General features: G+C 40.7%; 22 protein-coding genes, 1 tRNA gene and 2 CRISPR repeat arrays. All 23 genes read left to right on the forward strand.

The window, feature by feature from the left end; all coding sequences use genetic code 11:
• Positions 1-169 precede the first annotated feature (169 nt).
• The 23 genes from K0036_RS02275 (at position 170) to K0036_RS02385 (ending at position 22,441) form a co-directional block, all read left to right on the forward strand.
• Complete coding sequence (locus K0036_RS02275) at positions 170-1,378, forward strand: RtcB family protein (RefSeq protein WP_220431261.1); 1,209 nt, start codon at positions 170-172, stop codon at positions 1,376-1,378.
• 56 nt (positions 1,379-1,434) lie between these two features.
• Positions 1,435-1,689 (forward strand): helix-turn-helix domain-containing protein, encoded by a 255-nt coding sequence (locus K0036_RS02280; protein WP_173693485.1) that lies wholly within the window; start codon positions 1,435-1,437, stop codon positions 1,687-1,689.
• Between the two features lie 60 nt (positions 1,690-1,749).
• Positions 1,750-1,823 (forward strand) — tRNA-Glu (locus K0036_RS02285).
• Between the two features lie 67 nt (positions 1,824-1,890).
• On the forward strand, positions 1,891-2,760 hold the full coding sequence (locus K0036_RS02290; RefSeq protein ID WP_220430632.1) for a hypothetical protein: 870 nt from the start codon (positions 1,891-1,893) through the stop codon (positions 2,758-2,760).
• Between the two features lie 216 nt (positions 2,761-2,976).
• A CRISPR array of direct repeats spans positions 2,977-3,676; the repeat unit is 33 nt; unit sequence GTCTCCCTCTGCGAAGAGGGAGTGGATTGAAAT.
• 473 nt (positions 3,677-4,149) lie between these two features.
• Positions 4,150-6,573, forward strand: a complete 2,424-nt coding sequence (gene cas3, locus K0036_RS02295) for a CRISPR-associated helicase Cas3' (RefSeq protein ID WP_220430633.1) — start codon at positions 4,150-4,152, stop codon at positions 6,571-6,573.
• Between the two features lie 15 nt (positions 6,574-6,588).
• Positions 6,589-7,329, forward strand: coding sequence for a type I-C CRISPR-associated protein Cas5c (cas5c, locus tag K0036_RS02300; protein ID WP_220430634.1), 741 nt, complete (start codon positions 6,589-6,591; stop codon positions 7,327-7,329).
• The gene (gene cas8c / locus K0036_RS02305) at positions 7,316-9,304 is read left to right on the forward strand and encodes a type I-C CRISPR-associated protein Cas8c/Csd1 (protein WP_220430635.1); all 1,989 of its coding nucleotides are present in this window, start codon (positions 7,316-7,318) and stop codon (positions 9,302-9,304) included. The genes cas5c and cas8c overlap by 14 nt, the downstream gene beginning before the upstream one ends.
• Entirely contained in the window at positions 9,301-10,158 is an 858-nt protein-coding gene (gene cas7c, locus K0036_RS02310; RefSeq protein ID WP_220430636.1) for a type I-C CRISPR-associated protein Cas7/Csd2, read from the forward strand. The genes cas8c and cas7c overlap by 4 nt, the downstream gene beginning before the upstream one ends.
• A complete protein-coding gene (gene cas4 / locus K0036_RS02315) occupies positions 10,145-10,807 on the forward strand; it encodes a CRISPR-associated protein Cas4 (protein ID WP_220430637.1) in 663 nt (220 codons plus the stop codon). The genes cas7c and cas4 overlap by 14 nt, the downstream gene beginning before the upstream one ends.
• 2 nt (positions 10,808-10,809) lie before the next feature.
• Positions 10,810-11,841 (forward strand): type I-C CRISPR-associated endonuclease Cas1c, encoded by a 1,032-nt coding sequence (cas1c, locus tag K0036_RS02320; RefSeq protein WP_220430638.1) that lies wholly within the window; start codon positions 10,810-10,812, stop codon positions 11,839-11,841.
• A gap of 8 nt (positions 11,842-11,849) precedes the next feature.
• A complete protein-coding gene (gene cas2, locus K0036_RS02325; protein ID WP_009247866.1) occupies positions 11,850-12,140 on the forward strand; it encodes a CRISPR-associated endonuclease Cas2 in 291 nt (96 codons plus the stop codon).
• Between the two features lie 180 nt (positions 12,141-12,320).
• Positions 12,321-12,959: a CRISPR direct-repeat array (repeat unit 33 nt; unit sequence GTCTCTCCCTGCAGAGGGAGAGTGGATTGAAAT).
• Positions 12,960-13,601: 642 nt separating this feature from the next.
• Entirely contained in the window at positions 13,602-14,198 is a 597-nt protein-coding gene (locus K0036_RS02330) for a TetR/AcrR family transcriptional regulator (protein ID WP_025645581.1), read from the forward strand.
• Positions 14,191-15,045 (forward strand): ABC transporter ATP-binding protein, encoded by an 855-nt coding sequence (locus tag K0036_RS02335; protein WP_025645580.1) that lies wholly within the window; start codon positions 14,191-14,193, stop codon positions 15,043-15,045. Before K0036_RS02330 ends, K0036_RS02335 begins: the two co-directional genes overlap by 8 nt.
• Positions 15,042-15,635, forward strand: a complete 594-nt coding sequence (locus K0036_RS02340) for an ABC transporter (RefSeq protein WP_259283373.1) — start codon at positions 15,042-15,044, stop codon at positions 15,633-15,635. The genes K0036_RS02335 and K0036_RS02340 overlap by 4 nt, the downstream gene beginning before the upstream one ends.
• Before the next feature lie 103 nt (positions 15,636-15,738).
• Positions 15,739-16,446, forward strand: a complete 708-nt coding sequence (locus K0036_RS02345; RefSeq protein WP_025645578.1) for a hypothetical protein — start codon at positions 15,739-15,741, stop codon at positions 16,444-16,446.
• A 242-nt stretch (positions 16,447-16,688) separates the two neighbouring features.
• Positions 16,689-17,204 (forward strand): hypothetical protein, encoded by a 516-nt coding sequence (locus tag K0036_RS02350; RefSeq protein WP_220430639.1) that lies wholly within the window; start codon positions 16,689-16,691, stop codon positions 17,202-17,204.
• Between the two features lie 3 nt (positions 17,205-17,207).
• Positions 17,208-17,444, forward strand: coding sequence for a hypothetical protein (locus K0036_RS02355; protein WP_220430640.1), 237 nt, complete (start codon positions 17,208-17,210; stop codon positions 17,442-17,444).
• A gap of 16 nt (positions 17,445-17,460) precedes the next feature.
• Positions 17,461-18,036, forward strand: a complete 576-nt coding sequence (locus K0036_RS02360) for a hypothetical protein (protein WP_220430641.1) — start codon at positions 17,461-17,463, stop codon at positions 18,034-18,036.
• A complete protein-coding gene (locus K0036_RS02365) occupies positions 18,033-18,497 on the forward strand; it encodes a hypothetical protein (RefSeq protein ID WP_220430642.1) in 465 nt (154 codons plus the stop codon). The genes K0036_RS02360 and K0036_RS02365 overlap by 4 nt, the downstream gene beginning before the upstream one ends.
• 181 nt (positions 18,498-18,678) lie before the next feature.
• A complete protein-coding gene (locus K0036_RS02370; protein ID WP_220430643.1) occupies positions 18,679-19,581 on the forward strand; it encodes a helix-turn-helix transcriptional regulator in 903 nt (300 codons plus the stop codon).
• A 277-nt stretch (positions 19,582-19,858) separates the two neighbouring features.
• Positions 19,859-20,353: a cysteine hydrolase family protein gene (locus tag K0036_RS02375; RefSeq protein ID WP_220430644.1), complete on the forward strand. Its 495-nt coding sequence runs from the start codon at positions 19,859-19,861 to the stop codon at positions 20,351-20,353.
• 245 nt (positions 20,354-20,598) lie between these two features.
• A complete protein-coding gene (locus tag K0036_RS02380) occupies positions 20,599-21,057 on the forward strand; it encodes a low molecular weight protein-tyrosine-phosphatase (RefSeq protein WP_220430645.1) in 459 nt (152 codons plus the stop codon).
• Positions 21,058-21,436: 379 nt separating this feature from the next.
• Positions 21,437-22,441, forward strand: coding sequence for an NTP transferase domain-containing protein (locus K0036_RS02385; protein WP_227066420.1), 1,005 nt, complete (start codon positions 21,437-21,439; stop codon positions 22,439-22,441).
• The last annotated feature ends 3 nt before the right edge of the window (positions 22,442-22,444 follow it).

Raw genomic sequence — 22,444 nt, forward strand, 5'->3', positions numbered from 1 at the left:
GATGACAGAGTCCAGGAAGACTGTAAGTTTGCCATGATGGCATATCGCATTCTGGTACCGCTTATCTTATACGGATAGGCGGTATTTTTTATGCCATAGGAGATTGATTTTCCTATAGGAAGGATTCTTTTCATTTGGGGAAATATAGCATGGGAAAATGTAGGAGGTGTTGAAAATGTTTGAGATCAAAGGGAAGGTAAATACAGCCATTTGCTATGCAAAGGTGGTTGAGGATGAAGCGATAGAGCAGATTCGCCGCATGTGCGATTATGAATTTGCAAAAGGAAGCCAGATACGGATTATGCCGGATGTTCATGCAGGAAAGGGATGTACCATAGGGACGACCATGACGATAGTTGATAAGGCGGTTCCGAATGTGGTAGGAGTGGATATTGGCTGCGGAATGTATACGGTGAAATTAAGGGATAATGAGATCGATATGAAGAAGCTTGACGCAGCGGCTCATGATATTCCTTCGGGCATGAACGTGTGGGAAGGGAGAAGGGCGCATTTTGACCTGGAGAGGCTCCGGTGTTACCGGAATCTCAGGGATACCAAAAGGCTGCAGCGAAGCCTGGGTACCTTGGGAGGCGGAAATCACTTTATAGAAGTGGACCAGGCAGCGGATGGAACCAAGTATCTTGTCATTCACACCGGCAGCCGGAATCTTGGAAAGCAGGTGGCAGAATATTACCAGCAGCTGGCAGTAGACCTGCACAAGGGAAAAGAGGAATATTTTCAAAAGAAAGACGCCTTAATTGCAGAGTACAAGGCAGCGGGAAGAAGAAAAGAGATCCAGGCGGCATTGAAAGAACTTCACTGGGCTAACCACGAATTGTTGATACCGGAAGATCTTTGCTATCTGTATGGAAGATATTTCGAAGACTATCTGGAAGATGTCCGTATCTGCCAGGAGTTTGCCCGGAATAACCGGGAACTGATCGCGGAAATTCTTCTGGAAAAAACAGGCCTGCAGGCAAAAGAGACGTTCCACACCGTGCACAACTATATTGACGTGGAGGAAATGATTCTAAGAAAAGGCGCTATTGCGGCGCATAAGGGGGAGAAGGTGCTGATCCCCATTAATATGCATGATGGTAGCGTGCTCGCTGTGGGAAAAGGCAACCCGCAGTGGAACTATTCCGCACCCCATGGGGCAGGACGGGTCATGTCCAGGCGGACGGCAAAGGAAAAATTGTGTATGGCGCAGTATCAGGAGATGATGAAAGGAATCTATACGACGTCTGTAAACGAGTCGACTTTGGATGAGGCACCCATGGCATACAAATCTTTGGGAGACATCATAGACGTGATTCAGGAATCCGTGGATGTGATAGAAATATTAAAACCAATCTATAATTTTAAGGCTTCTGACTAGAGCACGGCTAAAGCAGTGACTGTTCTGGCTGGAAGCCGGAACAGGAGGAAAATAAAATGATAACGATGCCTGTCATAGACATGGCAAAAACAGGACAGAACATTAGGAACTTAAGGATATCGAAAGGCCTGACGGTAAAAGACTTGCAGCGGCTCTTCGGCTTCGAGACGCCACAGGCAATCTACAAGTGGCAGTACGGGAAGGCATTGCCGTCAATTGATAATTTGGTGGCGCTGGCAGCGGTGCTGCAGGTTTCGATTGACGATATCCTGATTGTGCAAAATGAGATGTATGACTGCAAAGGGGCGTGAAGGCGCTCCTCTGCTCTAGAATTGATTGAGTGAAAGCCGGGCAGCAGGCCCGGCGGATGAGGCCCCATAGTCAAGTGGCTTAAGACACTGCCCTTTCACGGCAGGAGCGGCGGGTTCGAATCCCCCTGGGGTCGTTTGTTAAATGGCATTGGATTTGAGCGGTAAGAAGATGTATGATTAAGTTAAGAATTATTTCGTATCTTGAAAATCGTTATTAATATAAAAAGAAAGGCTTGGCTGAAGGAAGTGAAAAATGTCAAAGAGATAAGGAAAGGGTTTGAAAATGCCATAGATTTTCTAATGTTCAGTTATTTTGGAATATCGTTAGAGGATGGCGAAGATAGAGAGCAGATTCTTGATGTCGCGGTAAAGAGAGCGTATAGTGATGCAACGCAGCAAGCCTCTTATAATGCTATGTTGAAAGGGGAAAATAAGAATGCATCAAAAGAAATAAAGGATAAGGCAATACAAAGATTGAAAGAAGCAGTAGATGAATTGCTAAGCAATAAAGTTCTGGCAGAATCATATAGCGCATGGCATCAAAAGATGTGTAAAGAGATATGCATGCTTTATGAAGGAGTCATATTTATAAACAAAAAAGGGAATAAAGAGAAGGCATTTTCATATGGAAATGCACAGAAATGGGTCAATATGACAATGAAGTATATCTATATCTTGCATGCTGTCTATAAAGAGAAAGCCGCTAAGTGTGATTTTTGCAATACATATGGAGATCAGATAGATACTTTGATGTGCGATCTTGATGTTCCGGTTGATAGTTATATTCTAAAAAGCGCCTCTAAAAAATATAAAGATTGTGAAAAGGCTTATGGGTTTGACATGGAAATTCCCAATAGAAAAATGATTGTGCGAAATGGAAAAGAAGTAGAACTGCCTGCCAAGGGGCCATATTCTGATGAGAAGACCAAGCCGTGGAGTAAATGGTCGGAAGAAGAATATGATGATTTCCAAAAAGAATTAAAAAAGGGGATAAAAGATAAATTTCCAGGAACGTTTCCGATAGAGTGGGAAGGATCAGCCTGGATCGAAATAGCGAAAAAGCGGAAATAATTGTGGGCTTGGGACTGGTTTGAAGAAATTGGAAATATGGTTCAGGTGCGAATGGTAAGTGCACATAAAATGCGTGGGGGATTCGCACCTGGAAAAAGGGGTTAATTTGGAGAAAAGGTTAGAAAAAATTAATTTTAAAGAAGGATTTGCTTGAGTTATTGTGGGTTTTGTGTGTAATATGTAAGTGGGCAAGAGGTATTTTTGTGCGTTTTTGCTGTCTCCCTCTGCGAAGAGGGAGTGGATTGAAATACAAGCGTTGATGACGGCGAATACATGGTCATTGTCTCCCTCTGCGAAGAGGGAGTGGATTGAAATGAGCATATCCTGATACATCCAGAGCCGGTCCGAGAAGTCTCCCTCTGCGAAGAGGGAGTGGATTGAAATATTATGGCTTATGAAGAATGCAAGGAGATTATTTGTCTCCCTCTGCGAAGAGGGAGTGGATTGAAATATCGTGCCTTGCACTGCACTATCTGATTTTAGGGTCTCCCTCTGCGAGGAGGGAGTGGATTGAAATGAGTTCGGATGTCAGGAAACTGCCACGGCTTATGTCTCCCTCTGCGAGGAGGGAGTGGATTGAAATATAACCTCGGTCGTTTTTTCGCAGTTCAAATGTGTCTCCCTCTGCGAAGAGGGAGTGGATTGAAATATATATGCATTTTTATAAAAAGGATGCTCTTTCGTCTCCCTCTGCGAAGAGGGAGTGGATTGAAATTAAGGGTTTGACTTCTTCTGAGGGGCTTCCTTCTGTCTCCCTCTGCGAAGAGGGAGTGGATTGAAATATTCTTTTCCAAATATTCCCTTGCGAAGATGATCGTCTCCCTCTGTGAGGAGGGAGTGGATTGAAATGGCCTCCGCCTGCGGTTCTTCTCATATATCTTTCGTCTCCCTCTGCGAGGAGGGAGTGGATTGAAATGAAGTCTATCTCAAGCCTTCCATTTGTGATTTCGTCTCTCCCTGCAGAGGGAGAGAGGATTGAAATAGGGGATGCTCAAGATAAATAACAATATTGCCAAGTTGCCTTTTATGAGGAAGGAGAGAGAAAACGAAATATTATAGTTTTGAACGTTTATGGAAATATTCGATATTTGTATTTGAGAAGTATGTAAGATTATGTCTTACTTTTTGGTAAAAAAGAAGCGCCAGTGCGGAAGCTGGAGGGTGTGATCTATGAAGGGGAGTTGAAAATTTAATAATAATTAAGTAGAAAGACCAACTGACAATAAAGTTATAATCATCAAACGGGATAGCAGTTCTACATGATGAGAATTAGGTATTAATTATATTTAGTGTCCGACAATATGTTGGATATTTTGTTTTAATTGCCAAAAATGTGTGATAAAATAAAGAAAATGATAATAATTGACAAATAACAGGAAGTAAGTAAATATGAACGATCCATACATTGCACATTTTTATAAAGGCAGTAATAATGCTATACAGATACAATCCGTTTCCGAGCACAATCTTAATGTGGCTTATCTTGCCATGAGTAATTCCCCATTGAAATGCCTATCTTCTGTCGCCTGGGTTAGTGGTGTACTTCATGATGCTGGAAAATATAGAGAAGGTGTTCAAAATTACCTCAGAAGAGCAATGAATGAAGAGCAAGTGCGTCGCGGGGAAGAAGACCACTCGACAGGCGGTGGATTTCTGATAGAAAAAATGTTTCCTGCGACAAATCTATCTGTACTGGTACAGATGGCGGTATTTTGCCATCATGGTTTGCATGACTGCTTTTCATCTGAAAAATCCACTATTTACATTAAAGAGCGATTGTCCAAAAAAGAGAATTCCCAAAATGTAGAGGAACGTTATTATCAATATATAAAGAAGGAAGATTTGGAGAAAAGAGGCCTAATAGCAAAACGGGAAGTAGCAGGTATTATCCAGGAGATTTTAGGGTTTATTCGTAGCAAGAATTTGAGCGTAAATATGTATGGAAACAGAGATTTTTTCCTAGGTATGTATGAAAGGACGATTATGTCGCTGCTGGTAGATGCAGACAGGACTGATACGGCGTGTTTTATGGAGCAGAGAGAATTACCCAATCCTAAAAGTGATGAAATGATGCAAGAGATTTGGGAAAAATGCATTACATATCTGGAACAGTATTTAAAGTCCATAAAATCAGAATCAAGGCTGAATGAATATCGCAGGGATATCTCGCGGAAATGTATGGAGGCCGGAGAAAGAGAAGAAAGGCTTTATCGCCTGACGGTGCCCACCGGTGCGGGAAAGACGCTCAGCAGCCTGCGCTTTGCGTTGTATCATGCCAGGAAATATCATAAGAGACATATCATATATGTGGCGCCCTATCAGAGTATAATAGACCAGAACGCGGAGGAAATACGCAGGGCAATTAATAATGATGAAATTGTTCTGGAGCACCATTGTAATGTAATCCATGATGATGAAATGGAGAAGGAACGTTATGAAATCCTGACAGAAAATTGGGATTCGCCGATTATAGTCACTACAGCGGTACAGTTTTTGAACACGTTGTTTGCCTCAGGAATTGGAAATATCAGGCGTATGTATAGCATTCTGAACAGTGTGATTATATTTGATGAAGTTCAAGCCTTACCAGTAAAGATTACCAAACTGTTTAATCTTTCTGTGAACTTTCTGACGGCATTTGGGAAGTCAACAGTGGTTTTATGTTCAGCGACGCAGCCGTTATTTGATGAACTGGATGAAAACAGGCTGCTGCCGCCACTATCCATGGCAGGCAGTCCCAAAGAATATGCTGAGGCATTTAAAAGAACGAAAATTATAGATGCTACAAAAGGAGCAGGCAGTGGATTTGCGGCAGAAGAATTACAAGAGTTTATCTGGGACAAGGCGGAGACGCTTAAACAGGTTCTTGTCGTTGTGAATACAAAGAAATGTGCAGAAAGGCTTTATAAAGAGATCAAGAAAAAATGTAAGGGATCGGATTATATATTATTTCATCTGAGCACTAATATGTGCGCAGAACACAGGAGGGATGTACTAAAGAGACTGGAAGAGAATTTAGAAAATGAGAAGAAGGTGATATGTATCAGCACTCAGCTGATTGAGGCGGGAGTGAATCTATCCTTCAAGTGCGTCATACGTTCCCTGGCAGGCCTTGATAATATCATTCAGGCGGCAGGCCGATGCAACAGGCATGGGGAAGCGGGGATGGGATACGTCTATATTGTGGGAATAAGCAGCGAGTTAGAAAATGTAGAAAGACTTGCGGAGATTCGGAAAATGCAGGAGAGCATGGCAGAAGTGCTGAATCAATTCAGGAAGAATCCGGAAATATTTGATCATAGTCTGTCGTCCGAGGAGTCAATCCGGTACTATTATCAGATATACCTAAAGAAGAGAATGCCGGAAATGGAATATTTGGAATCGGTGAATGGAGTGGATGTTACACTGCTTGACCTGCTATCCACCAGCAGGACGATGTGGAAAAGCATGTCAGAGACAACCAAGAAGGATAGTAAGAATCTGCTGTTAAAGCAGGCGTTTAAAACGGCGGGGGATGTATTCGAAGTGATACTGGAAGATGGAAAGGTAGATGTCGTAGTTAGATATGATGAAAAAGCAGAGGAGCAGATAGCCGTTCTTGAGGACGAATATGCTACGCTGGCAGAGCATAAGAAAGCGCTTCGAAGGCTTCAGCCATATACGGTGGGTATATCCGAGCAACTTCGTCAGAAGTTAGGAAATGCAATTACATCCGTATGCGGAGGAACCGTCTATGTCCTGAGTCAGAACTATTATAGTAGAGAAACTGGTGTTTCAGAAGAACCACTGGGAATGGAATTTATAAACTTTTAGAAAAGGGGTGAGAAGGTGAAGTATCGCAATACAGTAGAATTTGAAGTATATGGAGACTACGCGTTGTTTTCGGATCCCGTGACCCGCGTAGGAGGGGAGAAAAGTTCTTATCATGTGCCCACGTATGAAGCGCTTAAAGGGATTTTGCAAAGCGTGTACTGGAAGCCTACGCTGGTCTGGATTATCGATGCGGTAAGAATTATGAAGCCAATCCAGACGGAGACAAAGGCTATCCGTCCCATTAATTATAATGGGGGAAATGATTTATCCTATTATACTTATTTGAAGGATGTCAGTTATCAGGTACGGGCACATTTTGAATGGAACAGAAACAGGCCGGAACTGGAATCGGACCGTAATGAAAATAAGCATCATAATATTGCCAGGCGAATGATAAGCCGAGGCGGAAGAAGGGATATTTTCCTGGGCACAAGAGAATGTCAGGGATACGTGGTACCCTGCGAGTTTGGAGAAGGGGAAGGATATTATGACAGCCAGGAGGGCGATTTGTCCTACGGGCTTATGTATCATGGCATTACTTATGCGGATGAGGCAGTTCTTCCAGAAGATGAGGGAAAGATGACTGTGAGGTTCTGGCACCCGGTCATGAAAAAGGGAATCATCGAATTTACCCGTCCCGAGGAGTGTGTGAAAAAAAGACACATTAGGGAAATGACAGTAAAGATATTTGGAGAGGATAATTTTACAGGCATTGGAGAATTTGACGGGGAGGAGGAAGACATTGAGTTGGTTTAGCGAATTGTATGATTTATATGAGAAAAATGAAGAGAAAATTGGAAGAGTAGAATATAAGACACGCCAGGGAAAAAAGGGACCAGAGCAGGTTCCGCTGGTTCTTTTGCCAATATATCATACGACGGTAGCAGCACAGATTACGGTTGACATTGACAGCGAAGGGAATTTTCTGGGAGCGTCAAGAGTGCCGGATGAAGATAAGATGACAATCATCCCTGTGACGGAGACTTCTGGCATCCGGACATCAGGTGTTGAGGCGCATCCTTTCTGTGACAACCTAAAATACCTGGCTGCAGATTATGCAAGATATGTAAAGAATGGAAAAAAAGACTTTTCCAAAAATCGTAAACTCTACATAGAAGGCCTAAAGTCCTGGCATCTGTCTGAGTATACACATCCAAAAGTAGATGCGCTTTATGCTTATTTAGGCAAGGGGACGCTCATGTCTGATTTGGTTGAAGAAGGAGTCCTGATTACAGATGAAAAAGGAGTTCTTTTAGAAAAGGAAAAGATACAGATTGTATTACAGGCAGATGCGTTTGTAAGATTTCGTATCATAGAAAAAGCAGATTTAAGCCAGGATATTTTAAACGATCCTTCCGGGAAGTATTTTTCGGAGTGCTGGCTGGATAGGACCTTGCAGGAAAGTTATATCAAGTATCACCGTTCCAGATTAACGCAGACAGATTTCTGCTATCTTACTGGCGAGAATGTTCCAGTTTCTTATCTTCAGCCTAAGAAAATCAGAAATGAAGGAGACGGGGCGAAACTTATTTCCTCAAATGATGAAGACAATTATACATTTAAAGGAAGATTTACGGATAAAACGGAAGCATTTGCTATAGGATATGAGGCTTCTCAAAAGGCTCACAATGCGCTTAAATGGATTATACGTAAGCAAGGATACAGTTGGGATGACCTTTGCATCGTGATCTGGGAATCTAATCTGGAGCAGATTCCGGATTGGGGCGCGGATACAGATAAGATTGAGGAAGCCTATCAGGAGGTGCAGGAAAGCGAATATGAAGGATGGGGAGAGGAGGAAGAGCAAGAAGAAAAAGAATATGAGACGGGAGCTGCGGCTGCGGCAAGGTTCAAAGCAGCGATGCGCGGATATGGAGAGAATCTGAAGACGGACTCGAAAGTTATGATTCTTGCCTTTGATGCAGCCACTACTGGAAGGCTTGCTATGGTAGAAAATAAAGAGTTTGCCGCCAGCAGGTATGTAGATAATATCAAGTACTGGCATGACAGTTGCAGATGGCTGCAGTCAAAATATAAGGACGGACATAACTTTCGTTATTTTGGAATGGCAGGCGTGAAAGATATTGCGGAAGCCCTGTACGGGACGGAGCAGAAAGGAATTCTTTCCCTTGGAGGCAATACAAGAATGTATGCGGAAATATGCAAGAGGCTTTTGCCCTGCATATCTGAGAGGAGACGCGTGCCGAGAGATATAGTAAATACCGCGGTACAAAGGGCGTCATCTCCAGTTTCGTATGATAATCGGTATAATTGGGAAAAAGTGCTTTCTATAGCATGCGCTCTGGTGAAAAAGCAGAAAATGGAATTGGAAAAGGAGGAGTGGAAAGTGTCGCTGAATGAGGAAAGCAGGAATAGAGACTATCTGTATGGACGACTTTTAGCAATGGCTGACAGGATTGAATACCGTACATTTGACAAAGATGAAGACGGGAAAAGAGTGACGAATGCTAAAAGATATATGAATGCATTTGCACAGCATCCATACCAGACATGGAAGGTATTAGAGGAGCGTATACAGCCCTATTTGCAAAAATTAGATATTAAGGAGCGGAATTCTTATAATAAGACTCTTGATGAAATCTATGAATTGTTCGATGAAAAAGAATTTACTAATAATGACAGGCTGGAAGGATTATATTTACTGGGATATCACAGCCAGTCTTATGAACTAAAATATAAGCCTAAAAAAGCGGAGGAGGAAAAAGAATGACAACTTTAAAAGGAAAAATTGATTTTGCATTGCTTGTTTCAGCAACAGATGCTAATCCGAATGGAGATCCTTTGAATGGAAATCGTCCAAGAGAGAATTATGAAGGCTATGGGGAAATTTCAGATGTCTGTATTAAAAGAAAGATCCGTAATCGGTTCCAGGATATGGGACAGAAAATATTTGTCCAATCGGATGACCGTTCCGACGATGGTTATACAAGCCTGAAGGAACGGGCAGAAGGATGTGAAGAATTAAATAATGAAATTAAGAAAAAGAAAAAAGCCGATAGGGAACATTTTGCCCAGATTGCATGTCAGGAATGGCTGGACGTTCGGACGTTCGGACAAGTATTCGCGTTCAAAGGAGACGAAGTCTCTGTGGGAATACGAGGACCTGTTTCAATCCATCAGGCAGTCAGCTTGTCACCAGTGGATGTTGTCAGTATGCAGATTACGAAGAGTGTCAACAGTGAGGCAGGAAAAGACAGCAAGGCTTCTGATACCATGGGAACCAAACATAGAATAGGGTTTGGCCTATACCTGGTAAAAGGAAGCGTGAATGTCCAACTGGCCGAGAAAACCGGATTTTCTCAAGAAGACGCTGAACTTTTAAAGGAGGCACTGAAGACCCTGTTTGAAAACGACGCGTCATCCGCAAGGCCGGAAGGAAGTATGGAAGTCTGCCGACTCTACTGGTGGCAGCATGAGGAAAAGACCCCCTCAGTATCTACTGCTCAAATCCATAGAAGCATAAAAATCGAGGCATTGGAGGACAGGCCTAAATCATTTAAAGACTACTCCATCAAGTTAGAAGAACTGAACTGTGTAAAACCGGAGGTATATGAATTTGTATAAAGAAGAGGATTACCTGCAATTGTCAGGTATCCAGCATTTCGCATTCTGTCGTCGTCAATGGGCGCTTGCCTACATAGAACTCCAGTGGGATGAAAATGTGAGGACTGTTGAAGGAAAACTCTTGCATGAGAAGGCACATGATCCTACAAATGCGGAGAAGAGAGGAGATCTGATTATCAGCAGAGGCATGCCAGTATATTCCAGAGAATTGGGGATCAGCGGTGAATGTGACGTTGTTGAATTCCACCGTTCTCAGGACGGAATAACATTATTTGGACGGGATGGCCTGTATGAAGTAATTCCCATCGAATACAAGCGGGGAAAGCCCAAGGAAAATGATGTGGATATTCTTCAACTTATGGCGCAGGCATTATGCCTGGAAGAAATGCTTTGCTGCCAGATTCCTTTTGGATACTTATACTATGGTGAGACAAGACATAGAAAAATAGTAGAATTTACAGAAGAAATTCGACACAAGACAAAAGACATGTTTCTGGAAATGCATCAGTATTATGAACGAAGATATACTCCAAGGGTAAAACGTTCCAAGGCATGTAATGCGTGTTCTCTAAAGGATATCTGTCTGCCGGCTTTAGGAATAGCAAAGTCGGCAACAGATTATATTAATAGCAGGCTATCGGAGGAATAGAGTTGAAAAAATTAATGAATACGTTATATGTGACCTCTGCGAATCGGTATCTTTCTTTAGATGGAGAGAATGTTGTTATTCTGGAAGAACAGAAGGAAATCGGGCGCGTACCCCTACATAACCTGGAGGGAATCGTTACATTTGGATATACAGGAGCAAGCCCGAGACTTATGGGGACTTGCGCGCAGAAGAATATCAGCCTTACTTTTATGACTGAGCACGGACGTTTCCTTGCACGGGTATGTGGAGAAGTCAGGGGGAATGTCACACTGCGAAGGCAGCAATATCGTATCGCCGATAATACAGAAAAAAAGATAGAAGTGGCGCGAAATTGTATTGTTGGAAAAGTGTATAATTCCCGGTGGATTTTAGAGCGGGCAATCCGGGATTATCCGCTGCGGTTGGATGTAGAAAAGATAAAAGAAAAATCGTCTTTCCTCGATTCCCGCTTAAAAGAAATCCGTACGTGTGAAAGCCCGGATAAACTTCTGGGACTTGAGGGAGAGTCAGCCTCCATTTATTTTTCTGTCTTTGATGAATTGATCTTGCAGCAAAAGGAAGTTTTTTATTTTCATGGACGAAATAGAAGGCCCCCTTTGGATAATGTAAATGCAATGCTTTCATTCGCCTATTCGCTTTTAGCAGGTATATGTACGTCAGCATTGGAAACTGTTGGCCTTGATCCTTATGTTGGCTTCTTTCATACGGATAGACCAGGCCGCACATCATTGGCACTGGATATCATGGAAGAACTAAGAAGTGTAATGGCTGACCGTTTCGTACTAACGCTGATTAATAAAAGGATTGTTGATTCCAGCGGTTTCCTTCAGAAAGAAAATGGCGCTGTCATTATGGATGATGATACGAGAAAGAAATTTCTCGCTGCATGGCAGGAGAAGAAAAAGGAAGTCATTACACATCCTTTTCTGGGTGAAAAAATGGAGTGGGGAATGGTACCCCATGTTCAGGCAATGCTTCTGGCCAGATATGTTCGTGGAGATTTGGAAGAGTATCCGCCATTTTTGTGGAAGTAGGTGATAGAATGCTGGTGTTGATAACTTATGATGTAAATACAGAGACAGAGGCAGGAAAGAGACGCCTAAGAAAAGTAGCAAAGCAATGCGTTAATTATGGACAGCGGGTTCAAAATTCCGTATTCGAGTGCAATCTGGACGCCGCAAAACTTCGTCAGGTAAAGGCTATCCTGGAGGATATAATTGATAAAGAAGTTGATAGTTTAAGGTTCTATAATCTGGGTAATAAGTATAAAGACAAGATTGAACATATAGGAGCAAAGAAAAGTTTTGATGTGACTGCCCCTCTTATATTTTAGTGTGGTTTAGTGCGAATGTGAAGTGCACATGAAAATGCAGGGAGATTCGCACCTGGATATTGATGATATGAGAGTTAGGAAAGTTGTAATTTGTTGTGTAGGTGTTGGAAAAAGTTCTTTGATTTGGCGTTTTGCATAAGGAGTTGATGGGATATTAGAAGTTTTATGTGCAAAATTGCTGTCTCTCCCTGCAGAGGGAGAGTGGATTGAAATAAGAATAACGGTTCTCTCGAAGTCCATCCACCTGGTCTCTCCCTGCAGAGGGAGAGTGGATTGAAATAAGAATAACGGTTCTCTCGAAGTCCATCCACCTGGTCTCTCCCTGCAGAGGGAGAGTGGATTGAAATAAGAATAACGGTTCTCTCGAAGTCCATCCACCTGGTCTCTCCCTGCAGAGGGAGAGTGGATTGAAATGTCGAGTCGGACGAGGAAGTATGCATTATTAATGTCTCTCCCTGCAGAGGGAGAGTGGATTGAAATTCTTACTACCACATTAGACAACATTTCATAGCCATGTCTCTCCCTGCAGAGGGAGAGTGGATTGAATTATCCTACCGTCACTGGCCTTTAAAGGCTTTTCTTTGTCTCTCCCTGCAGAGGGAGAGTGGATTGAAATGTCAACCTTGATGTATGCCTGCCCATCTGCCCGAGTCTCTCCCTGCAGAGGGAGAGTGGATTGAAATTATGCCTGCACCCGGAGAAAGATGGAATTCTTGGTCTCTCCTTGCAGAGGGAGAGTGGATTGAAATTTCATGGAAAATGAAATGACAGACAAGGAAGCAAAGCGTCTCTCCCCGCAGAGGGAGAGTGAATTGAAATATAATCTATACTTACTTCTTCTTCACTGTCAGGCGTCTCACCCTGTAAAGGGAGAGCGAATTAAATAGTCGCAGATGCTAATGACTATGCCAGCACCAAAGCATTTTTCTATGTAGTGTATAAGTAAAATGAGTTATTCAAAACATACATTATGTAATGAGATGTTCCTTTCGTTCAGAAGAAATAGCGAAATATTTTCAAAGTGCGATAAAAAGGTATAGAACATAACTTTTCTTAAAGAAAAATAACAGCAGGCAAAACTCCGAATAATAAAAGTTAACTGATAGCTAAGGTTATGTCTTATAACAAAATGAGCATCACATACATTCCATCAGAAGCAAATGCTGCTATACTATAAAAGTAGTGGAAGATAATAACGTGTAATATACAGAAAACTGCATAAATAACATTTCAAAATTTCTATATTGACCGTTCGAAGATGGACGGTCATTTCTATATTTAAGTAAACAATATTCTAAAATGATAAATTCATAATAAAAGTCCTGGCAGACCTACTTGGTGGTAATTATTTCATATTCATTTGACAACTTGATTTATAGATAGTTGACAATCTTTATAAAAAGGAATACAATATATATGACTAAATAGGAATAAATAGTCATATAGAATGGAGGAACAATTATGCCAAAATTCAGCGATGCTGAAAAAGAGTTTATAAGACAAAAACTAATGCAAGAGGGAGAACGATTATTTGTCTCATTCGGAATAAAAAAAGTATCCATTGATGAAATCGTACAGGCCACCGGCATAGCAAAGGGCTCATTTTACTCCTTCTACCAAAGCAAGGAACATCTGTATATGGATATTGCGGGGAATCTGCAGATGAGGATGTGGCAGGAGATGGATGAATTTTTAAATGAAAATCGTTCGTTATCACCAAGGGAACTTTGCAAACAATGTTTTTTATGGATGTTTGACGAGTTGCAACGTTATCCGATGCTTAAGCAGGCTAATGGCGAGACGGCTGACTATTTATATCGTAAATTGCCCCGTGAAGTGATTGAGGCGCATACAAAAGATGACAGTCATGAACTTGTAAAATTGCAGGAATATGGCGTTCGTTTTAAATGCGGAATTGAAATTGCAACAAAAACATTACAGACACTTGCAATTAGTTTCCTAAACTTACAACAGGATAATGCTGAAGATCAGCGGACTATAATGGGAATTATTTTGGATGGCGTATTAAAGGAGATTGTCAGTGATGAAAATGATTGATGTCCAAAATGTATTTTTCAAATATCCATCTTCAGAAAACGATACCATTAAGGGGATTTGTTTTAAGGTGGAGCAGGGGGAAATATTTGGCTTCCTTGGTCCGTCGGGTGCTGGAAAAAGCACCATGCAGAAAATATTGACAGGGACTCTTAGGGATTATCGAGGGAGCGTTCACGTTTTTGATACAGAGATAAAGCGTAGAACGAGCGATTATTATGAAAATATAGGAGTTGATTTTGAATTTCCAAATTTTTATGGAAAGTTTACCGCGATCGAAAATTTGAAGTATTTCGCCTCCCTTTATTCAGTTAAAACAATGGATCCAATGGAACTCTTAGAAAAGGTTGGCCTTCATCACGACGCCAAAAAGAAGGTGTCCAGTTATTCAAAGGGAATGAAAATGAGGCTAGGATTCGTGCGTTCTCTGCTGAATGATCCGAAACTGCTGTTTCTTGACGAGCCCACCAGCGGCCTTGATCCTGCGAATGCAAGGGTATTAAAGGATATGATACTAGAGCAAAAAAGGATGGGAAAGACCATCATTCTGACAACCCATAACATGCATGATGCGGAGGAACTCTGTGACCGTGTGGCATTTATCGTTGACGGTACAATTAAAACAATTGGTTCGCCGCATGATTTGCGTAAGAGTGGATCAGATACAAAGGTGGAATACAGTTATATAGAAGGCGGAAAGGAAATAAGAAACGTCTGTACGCTATCCCACTTGGCTGATTCGCCAGATTTTCAATCTGCACTGAAAAGAGGTATTCTGACAAGTATTCATTCAAAGGAGCAGACGCTTGAAGATATATTTATAGAACTGACAGGAAGGGGATTGCAGTGAGAATCTTAAATGCCATAAAAAATGACATCCGTTTTCAGATAAAATATGGTTTCTATTTTCTGTATTTCTTTTTCACCGTGGTTTATATCGTTGCATTGAGGATAACGCCTTCGGAATATAAGAATATGGCAGCATCACTCATTATACTGACGGATCCCGCAATGCTTGGTGTTTTCTTTATGGGAGGCATATGGCTGCTTGAAAAAGGGGAGGGGCTGCATCGCTTTTGGAGCATTTCACCGCTTCGGACGATCGAATATGTATGGTCAAAAGCCATATCACTTTCTATTCTGTCAACAATTTCTGTCATACTAATTGTCCTGATTGGGATAGGAGGAAGGATCAGATTCATATTTTTGGCCTTATGCATATTCATTGGAGCCATCGTATTTAATCTAATCGGACTTCTGGTTGCTTCTTATGCGCATTCGGTTAACCATTATATGATAATAGTAATTTTTCCAACAGTAGTACTGTCATTACCGCCTGTTCTGACTGCATTTGGAATCACTCATCCGTTTTTTGAAATATGTCCAGGCACAGCCTTGTGGCATATGATTGAAAGCGCATTTTTGGGGGAAAAAGTATAAATGACTGGATTGGAATTAATCTTATTCTCTGGTTTGGAGTATTGTCAATTGTGGCAAATAAACGTATCGGTGTCGCATTGCAATCAGCAGGAGGCGAAGGCGTATGAAGCATACAATGAAACTATTTGAAATAGGCATGAAACAAGTATTAAAAGATGGCATGCTGATAGCCTTGATTCCAGCACCATTTTTAGTTGGCCTGTTTATAAAGCTTGCCATTCCGTTTATCAATCAGATATTAACAAAAGAGTTTTCATTTTCTATAATAGCCTGGTATGGCCTGATAGATGGTATGCTGATATGCCTGACTCCCATGTTTGTGGCGATGATATCGTCATTCCTGATCTTAGAAGAAAGAGATGAAAGATTAAGCGATTTCTATCAGATTACACCGGCAGAAGGCTACTCCTATCTATTTGCGCGAATTGGCCTGCCGATGATATGGGCATTCGCTGTCACAATGATTGTTTCTAAAATTTTCAATATATCATCCTTATCTACGTTCACCATTCTAGACTGTTCCATAATCAGCGGTTTTACAGGCATATTTCTGGCAATGATGGTCGTTTCGATTGCTGGAAACCGTGTAGAAGGGCTTGCGCTTTCAAAACTGATGGGGATTAGTTTTATCGGACTCATTCTAATATGGTTTCTCCCTGCGCCTTATCATTTTCTAATGGCCTTTCTTCCATCATTCTGGATTGGGAAAATACTGCTCGACGGAGCAAGTTTCTTTTCCTTTATACTTGGACTGATATCTTGCTTTTTGTGGATTGCCTTATTCACAAGGAGGTTTTTGAAAAGAGTATAGCGAGAGATTTATCACTTCTAAGATACACATAAAACTTTGGCCTAATTCTGTTTGCGTGTATTCTATGTCTGGTGGGACTTCTTTAAATCATATCCGGGTATATCTTCCATATGACGGCACAAATCCGATCCTTTGTAATTTTAAGAAAAGTCATTGACAAACAACGAATTATAAATTATAATGAGTATAGTTTTATAAAAGAGGTGTCATTAAACAATGAAAAATAAAAAAGGAGTTGCATTATGGAGACTATAGCATTTAAGTCATCTTGGAAACACGCTGTATTAGAGTACCAGATTAAGGAGATTGACACGAATCAAGATTTATCTAGGTCCGCCATTACCAATAGGGCAATTGATGCAGCCAGGAATGTCGAAGATTGGGGAAAGGTAAAGGATGATTTAGCATTGCTAAAAAGAATGGATATTTCTATTGCTACATCAATGCAAGCCAAGCCTGATGAAGAAAGAGCAGAAAAAGTACGAGAAATTCGTAAGAAGATGTTTCTGGACCTGAAAAATGTAATACCAGATCTAAAGCGGCTGCAGACACCGTATTTTATGCAGCTGCTCTGGATGAATTATCTGAATGAATTAAAAAAAAGGAAAATGGCTGTCGGAAAAACCATCTCAGATTCCGTAGATTTGTCTGGACCTGACATGGTAAAAAGACTTGTACAAATATTACTGCTTAACCGAGAGGCAGATAAAGAAGTAATAGAAAAAGTCAAAAATGCTTTATTAGAATGGGAGGAATAAGATATGGCAGATGTTGTATTAAACCAAAACGAAATGGATGATTACGCTTCGCATATTTTCCCCGTGATAGTTCATGCGTCTTCAGGAACACATTTGAATTACCCGGATGACTTCTTCGCAAAGCGAACGGCATCCCCGCGTCTTGGTAGATATCTATTAGAACAGGTTGACCATGGAAATTTGAAAGGGACACTGCATTGCCTTGGCTCGCACTCGAAAGATGGCTATGTTAAATTATGATTAGGGGGCTATGATTTTGAACCAGTTAGAAGCAAAAAGGCGTATTATCAAATATCTTAAAGAACATAACATTCCATATATGGAAGGTTTATGTGGAGACGCTCCTCAGATTACAATGTTGTATAGAGGATGTGAAAACTGTCCCGATAAGGTTTTAGAATCGAGTATCTACTTTTTCTCAGACTGCGCAGAATGTAGAGTCTATTATAACGCAAACGGAGCAGAATGGGTTCGGAGAAGTAATTGCCGTAATGACCTTTTCAGACTATTTAACTATATTAACGCTATGATATGGCCATGCGGCGCGGATGGCGTGGGTAATAATTTATATAAACCACAACATTTGTATACTCCAAGGCTGTATATGACGGAAGACGATTGCTTTGATATCGTGCTTGCAACAGTTGTTAATTATGATTTTTACAATGTTGCGCCTCTGGAGACAGAAGACTTCTTAACAGCATGTTTGCCAGAGTTGCTCAATAATCTGAGCATACCTATATTTTTACTTCTCCTTGGCAAGATAACGGTTGAACGAGCAATATCAATAATAGAAACTGAGATACTTGATAAAAGAGGAACTATTTTATGAAAGAAGAATTAGAACAGCAGTTAGAGCATGATTTTCTATTTATGCAGAAAAGCAGAGTCAAGGAAGAAAGAAATACATATAAAATATTTGGGTGTGAGTGTGGCGATGGATGGTATGGGCTTATCCATGAACTTTGCCAATCAATTACTGACCGATATGTAAAAGAGGAAATCTTACCGGAAAATATAGATCTGAACCCGATACAAATTAAAGAAAAGTTCGGTATCCTCAGTTATTATTACAGTTTTAAAGATATGCCATGTAAGGAGTCTGTCGATGATTCTAAAAAGAAATTGCGTTTTGATATTGCATGTATCGTTCATAATTATCAAGAGAAAAGCATGTCAATATGCGAGAACTGTGGGAAGAGTGGGAAACTAAGGTCAGATTTGCCTTGGGAACAAACTTTGTGCGATCAATGTTACGAGAAATGTCCGAATAAACTGAAGAGGAAACAATAAGAAAATTGATACTTTGACTGTAAGAGCATCAATCCTGATCGGATTGGTGCTTTTTATCTGCTGTAGGGAGCAAGGATATTGAAAGCAACAATGCTTTGAATTCTGCTATTTTGAGCATTTGCTTAAAATAGGACATGGAATGTCATGTATATGCTGTATAATAAGTATGAGGTGACATTTTATGAAAGAAAATAGATATTTTCAAATGATTTATTTGTTGCTGGAAAAAGGCAGTATGACTGCTCCAGAATTAGCAGATTATTTTGAAGTGTCGGTAAGGACTATATACAGGGATATTGATATCTTAAGTTCTGCCGGCATACCGGTATATGCCACCCGGGGGAAAGGCGGCGGCATATCTATTCAAGATAATTTCGTGCTCAAAAAGTCTATCTTAAGCGAACAAGAGCAGACGCAAATACTTATGGCTTTGCAGGGAATTAGAATAGTTGAAGATGAATATACGAGAACTCTCCTATCGAAACTGAGCAGCGTGTTTCAAAAGCAGAATGTAAACTGGCTTGAAATTGATTTCTCAAGTTGGACAAAAAGCGGGGCAGGAAAAGATAACTTTCAAAAACTACAAAGTGCTATATTTAAGAGTAAGATAGTTGCATTTCATTATTACAGCGGCAAAGGCGAAGTGATCAAACGAGTCGTAGAACCACTTAAACTGGTCTTCAAGAGTACGGACTGGTACTTATATGGTTATTGCTCTACCCGTAACGATTTCCGATTTTTTAAATTAACTCGTATAAGAAATCTCGAAATTACCAACGACGAGTATGTTCGTTCCATTCCAGAACAAATATTTGTGGAAGAAGAAAAATTTGAAATGGAAACGGTAAAAGTAACGCTTTTATTTGATAAAAGTATGTCTTTTCGAGTATACGATAAGTTTGACGATGAAGTAACCGAAAATCAGGATGGTAGTTTATTAGTGGAAACCGTTATGCCAAATAATGAATTATTAATTAGCCATATCCTTTCTTGGGGTGATAAAGTGGAAGTAATTTCACCCCAAAACATTCGCAATAAAATATCTGAAAGAGCAAAAAAGATTTATGAAAAATATAAAACATGACACGGTGTTGCAAGTTATGTGTGGTACTATCATATCGACATATCAAACGCAAGGTGTCTCATGAATAAAGCAGAATAGATAATCTACTCTGCATATAAAAGCAAAACGAGGATAAGAAAGCAGGGGTGATACGAAGTCTAAATCTTCCTGATATTTTGTCAAAATGCAGATAGGCAAATTTAATGAACGTCATGCAATGAAATATGTTAAATGTTAAAGCGTCAGCACCAAGTTGTAGTACCGGTGTGATGGTATCAATATATTAGGAGGATCCGGAATGATAAAAAAGGCTTTAGTAGTGATAGATATTCAAAATGATATAACTAAGAATTACAAAGAAATAATTGCAAATATAAACAAATCCATAGATTGGGCAGTAGAAAAAAATATTCATGTTGTGTACATAAGACATGAAAATTTATCAAGCGGAACCAGAACTTTCAAACCCGATACATGCGGGGCTGAACTGGCTTCGGATTTGAAAATAGTTTCAAAAAATATTTTCACAAAATTCAAAGGAAACGCATTAACCAGTGAGGAGTTCTCAAACTTCATAAATAAAAATGAAATATGTCATTTCTATATAACAGGAGCGGATGCTGTTGCCTGTGTTAAATCAACCTGCTACAACTTACGTAAAGCAAATTATGATGTTAGTGTACTGACAGATTGCATCACTAGTTATGATAAAAGGAAAATTGACGAAATGCTGCGATATTACGAGAGCAAAGGCTGCAAACTGATTGGTTTGAATGATTTGTTGAATTTATGAGTTGAAATACGCATTCTAAAAGACTAAAGATTTAATTTGACTTATTGTAGAGATATTTAGTTAAAGGGGTGCTTAGATGGCAAAATAATGATAATATAGTTTATGAAAAGAAGATTGAGTGCAGATAAAACATACTGAATTGGGGATCGATAAATCGAGAAAGAGGAAGTTTCCGATCGATGTAGAAGGTATGGAAGATTGCATGAAGTCTAGATAAAATAAGATATGTAAGGGGCTTTATAAATATGATAAAAATTCTATTTGTCTGCCACGGCAACATCTGTCGCTCCCCTATGGCAGAATTTTTATTTCGTGATATGATCCGAAAAAACGGACTGCAAGATAAGTTCACCATTGCTTCAGCAGCCACCAGCCGGGAGGAACTTGGCAATCCGGTACACTATGGCACTGTACAGAAATTAAAAGAATGTGGCATTAGCACAGAGGGGAAATACGCCACTTTGATGACGAAGAAAGATTATGAAAAATACGATTACCTGATTGGCATGGAGCAGAGAAATGTGAAAAACATGCTGAGGATTCTAGGAGGCGATCCGGAGCAAAAAGTATATAGATTACTGGATTTTTCTGAATCGCCAAGAGATATTGCAGATCCATGGTATACAGGAAACTTTGATAGAACGTATGAGGATATTTATGAGGGATGCCAAGGGCTGCTGGAAGAAGTAACACGAAGAAGGTAACACGTAACATTTTTAAGATGGACACGTAACAAAGTTAAAAAGTGTTACGTGTTAACCTTCTACAACTGGTGTGTAAATTTGAACAAACCCCTGTGTCAAAATGAAAAAAGGTAGTGGCAAACGATAGTTTAGCAGGAAATGCTGACTAGCCTCATAGAAATATAGGCTTTTGCAGATTTATTTAATTTTGCGCACTATTATTTTCAGATTGACACAGGGAATTTTGCAGTTTTACACACCAGTTATGTAGGTTTGACACGTAACACTTTTAAATATTGTTACGTGTCCAACTTAAAAATGTTACGTGTTAGTTAGTTCCATTTCCCCCGCAAATATGCTACTATAAGCATACAAAGCACAACAGGCAGGAAAAATCGAGGTGATTGGATTGCGTTACGGAGCGGTGGTTACAGTGGCGGAGATTTCTTCTCAGATGGGCGAGTTTAAGCCGATGCTGCCAATCGGGAAGGAAACGATGATACAGCGGGTCGTGCGGACGCTTAGGAAAGCAGACGTAGAGAATGTAGTTGTTATAACGGGGTATCGCCATGAGGTAATCGAAGAAAATTTAAATTATGCGGGCGTTATGTTTTTGAAAAACGAACGCTTCATTCAGGGCGGCTGGATTGATTCGGTAAAGATGGGGCTGGAATGGCTTGATGATAAGTGCGATAAGGTATTAGTCATTCCGGGAGATGTTCCCATGGTAACGGAAAACACGATACGGGAATTGCTTGCACAGGCGGGGGGATTCACATACCCGACATTTCAGGGAGAGCCCGGATACCCTGTCGTATTAGGCGGTCAGGCAGCCTCTCGGGTAACAAATGCCATATCAACAGAACAAGGTTCAACTCTAGGTTTAACTCAAGGTTCAACTCAGCCAAATGCCATAGAGCATCTATTGAAAATAATGAAGGGGTTGGATATCCCGGTTACAAAACTGGCAGTAGAAGATGTGGGAGTAACGCTTCAGATCAATTCGCAGAAGGACTATGAGAAGGCGTTGAGGCTTTATCTGGACGCGGCAGGCCGTAATGACCAGGTTCGGGTTATTACCAAGACGATGCTTGCTACGGATGAGAAGTTTTTTGGAAATGGAACGGAACAGCTTTTGGAACTCATTGGGGTCACCGGTTCTGTGAATGCGGCCTGCCAGGCCATGCAGATGTCTTATACCAAGGCTTGGAAGATGATTAACCGCATTGAAAAGAAATTAGGCTACCGGGTGATGGAACGAGTTGCGGGAGGCCGGGAGGGCGGAGGCTCTCAACTTACGGAAGAAGGCGAAAGGCTGCTGCGGGTATACCGGAAGATGAGGGAAGAAGTGCAGGCTGCTGCGGAAATAAGTTTTCAAAAGTATCTATCGGACATTCTGGGATAGGCT

This window comes from [Clostridium] scindens, from assembly GCF_019597925.1.
Lineage (GTDB): Bacteria > Bacillota > Clostridia > Lachnospirales > Lachnospiraceae > Clostridium_AP.

Bases quoted from the DNA above. Each gene is read 5' to 3' on its own strand.
- K0036_RS02375 (WP_220430644.1), top strand. From the start codon at position 19,859: ATGATAAAAAAGGCTTTAGTAGTGATAGATATTCAAAATGATATAACT.
- K0036_RS02380 (WP_220430645.1), top strand. From the start codon at position 20,599: ATGATAAAAATTCTATTTGTCTGCCACGGCAACATCTGTCGCTCCCCT.
- K0036_RS02365 (WP_220430642.1), top strand. From the start codon at position 18,033: ATGAAAGAAGAATTAGAACAGCAGTTAGAGCATGATTTTCTATTTATG.
- cas7c (WP_220430636.1), top strand. From the start codon at position 9,301: ATGACAACTTTAAAAGGAAAAATTGATTTTGCATTGCTTGTTTCAGCA.
- cas2 (WP_009247866.1), top strand. From the start codon at position 11,850: ATGCTGGTGTTGATAACTTATGATGTAAATACAGAGACAGAGGCAGGA.
- K0036_RS02350 (WP_220430639.1), top strand. From the start codon at position 16,689: ATGGAGACTATAGCATTTAAGTCATCTTGGAAACACGCTGTATTAGAG.
- K0036_RS02330 (WP_025645581.1), top strand. From the start codon at position 13,602: ATGCCAAAATTCAGCGATGCTGAAAAAGAGTTTATAAGACAAAAACTA.
- K0036_RS02345 (WP_025645578.1), top strand. From the start codon at position 15,739: ATGAAGCATACAATGAAACTATTTGAAATAGGCATGAAACAAGTATTA.
- K0036_RS02355 (WP_220430640.1), top strand. From the start codon at position 17,208: ATGGCAGATGTTGTATTAAACCAAAACGAAATGGATGATTACGCTTCG.
- cas4 (WP_220430637.1), top strand. From the start codon at position 10,145: ATGAATTTGTATAAAGAAGAGGATTACCTGCAATTGTCAGGTATCCAG.
- K0036_RS02370 (WP_220430643.1), top strand. From the start codon at position 18,679: ATGAAAGAAAATAGATATTTTCAAATGATTTATTTGTTGCTGGAAAAA.
- K0036_RS02335 (WP_025645580.1), top strand. From the start codon at position 14,191: ATGATTGATGTCCAAAATGTATTTTTCAAATATCCATCTTCAGAAAAC.
- cas3 (WP_220430633.1), top strand. From the start codon at position 4,150: ATGAACGATCCATACATTGCACATTTTTATAAAGGCAGTAATAATGCT.
- K0036_RS02280 (WP_173693485.1), top strand. From the start codon at position 1,435: ATGATAACGATGCCTGTCATAGACATGGCAAAAACAGGACAGAACATT.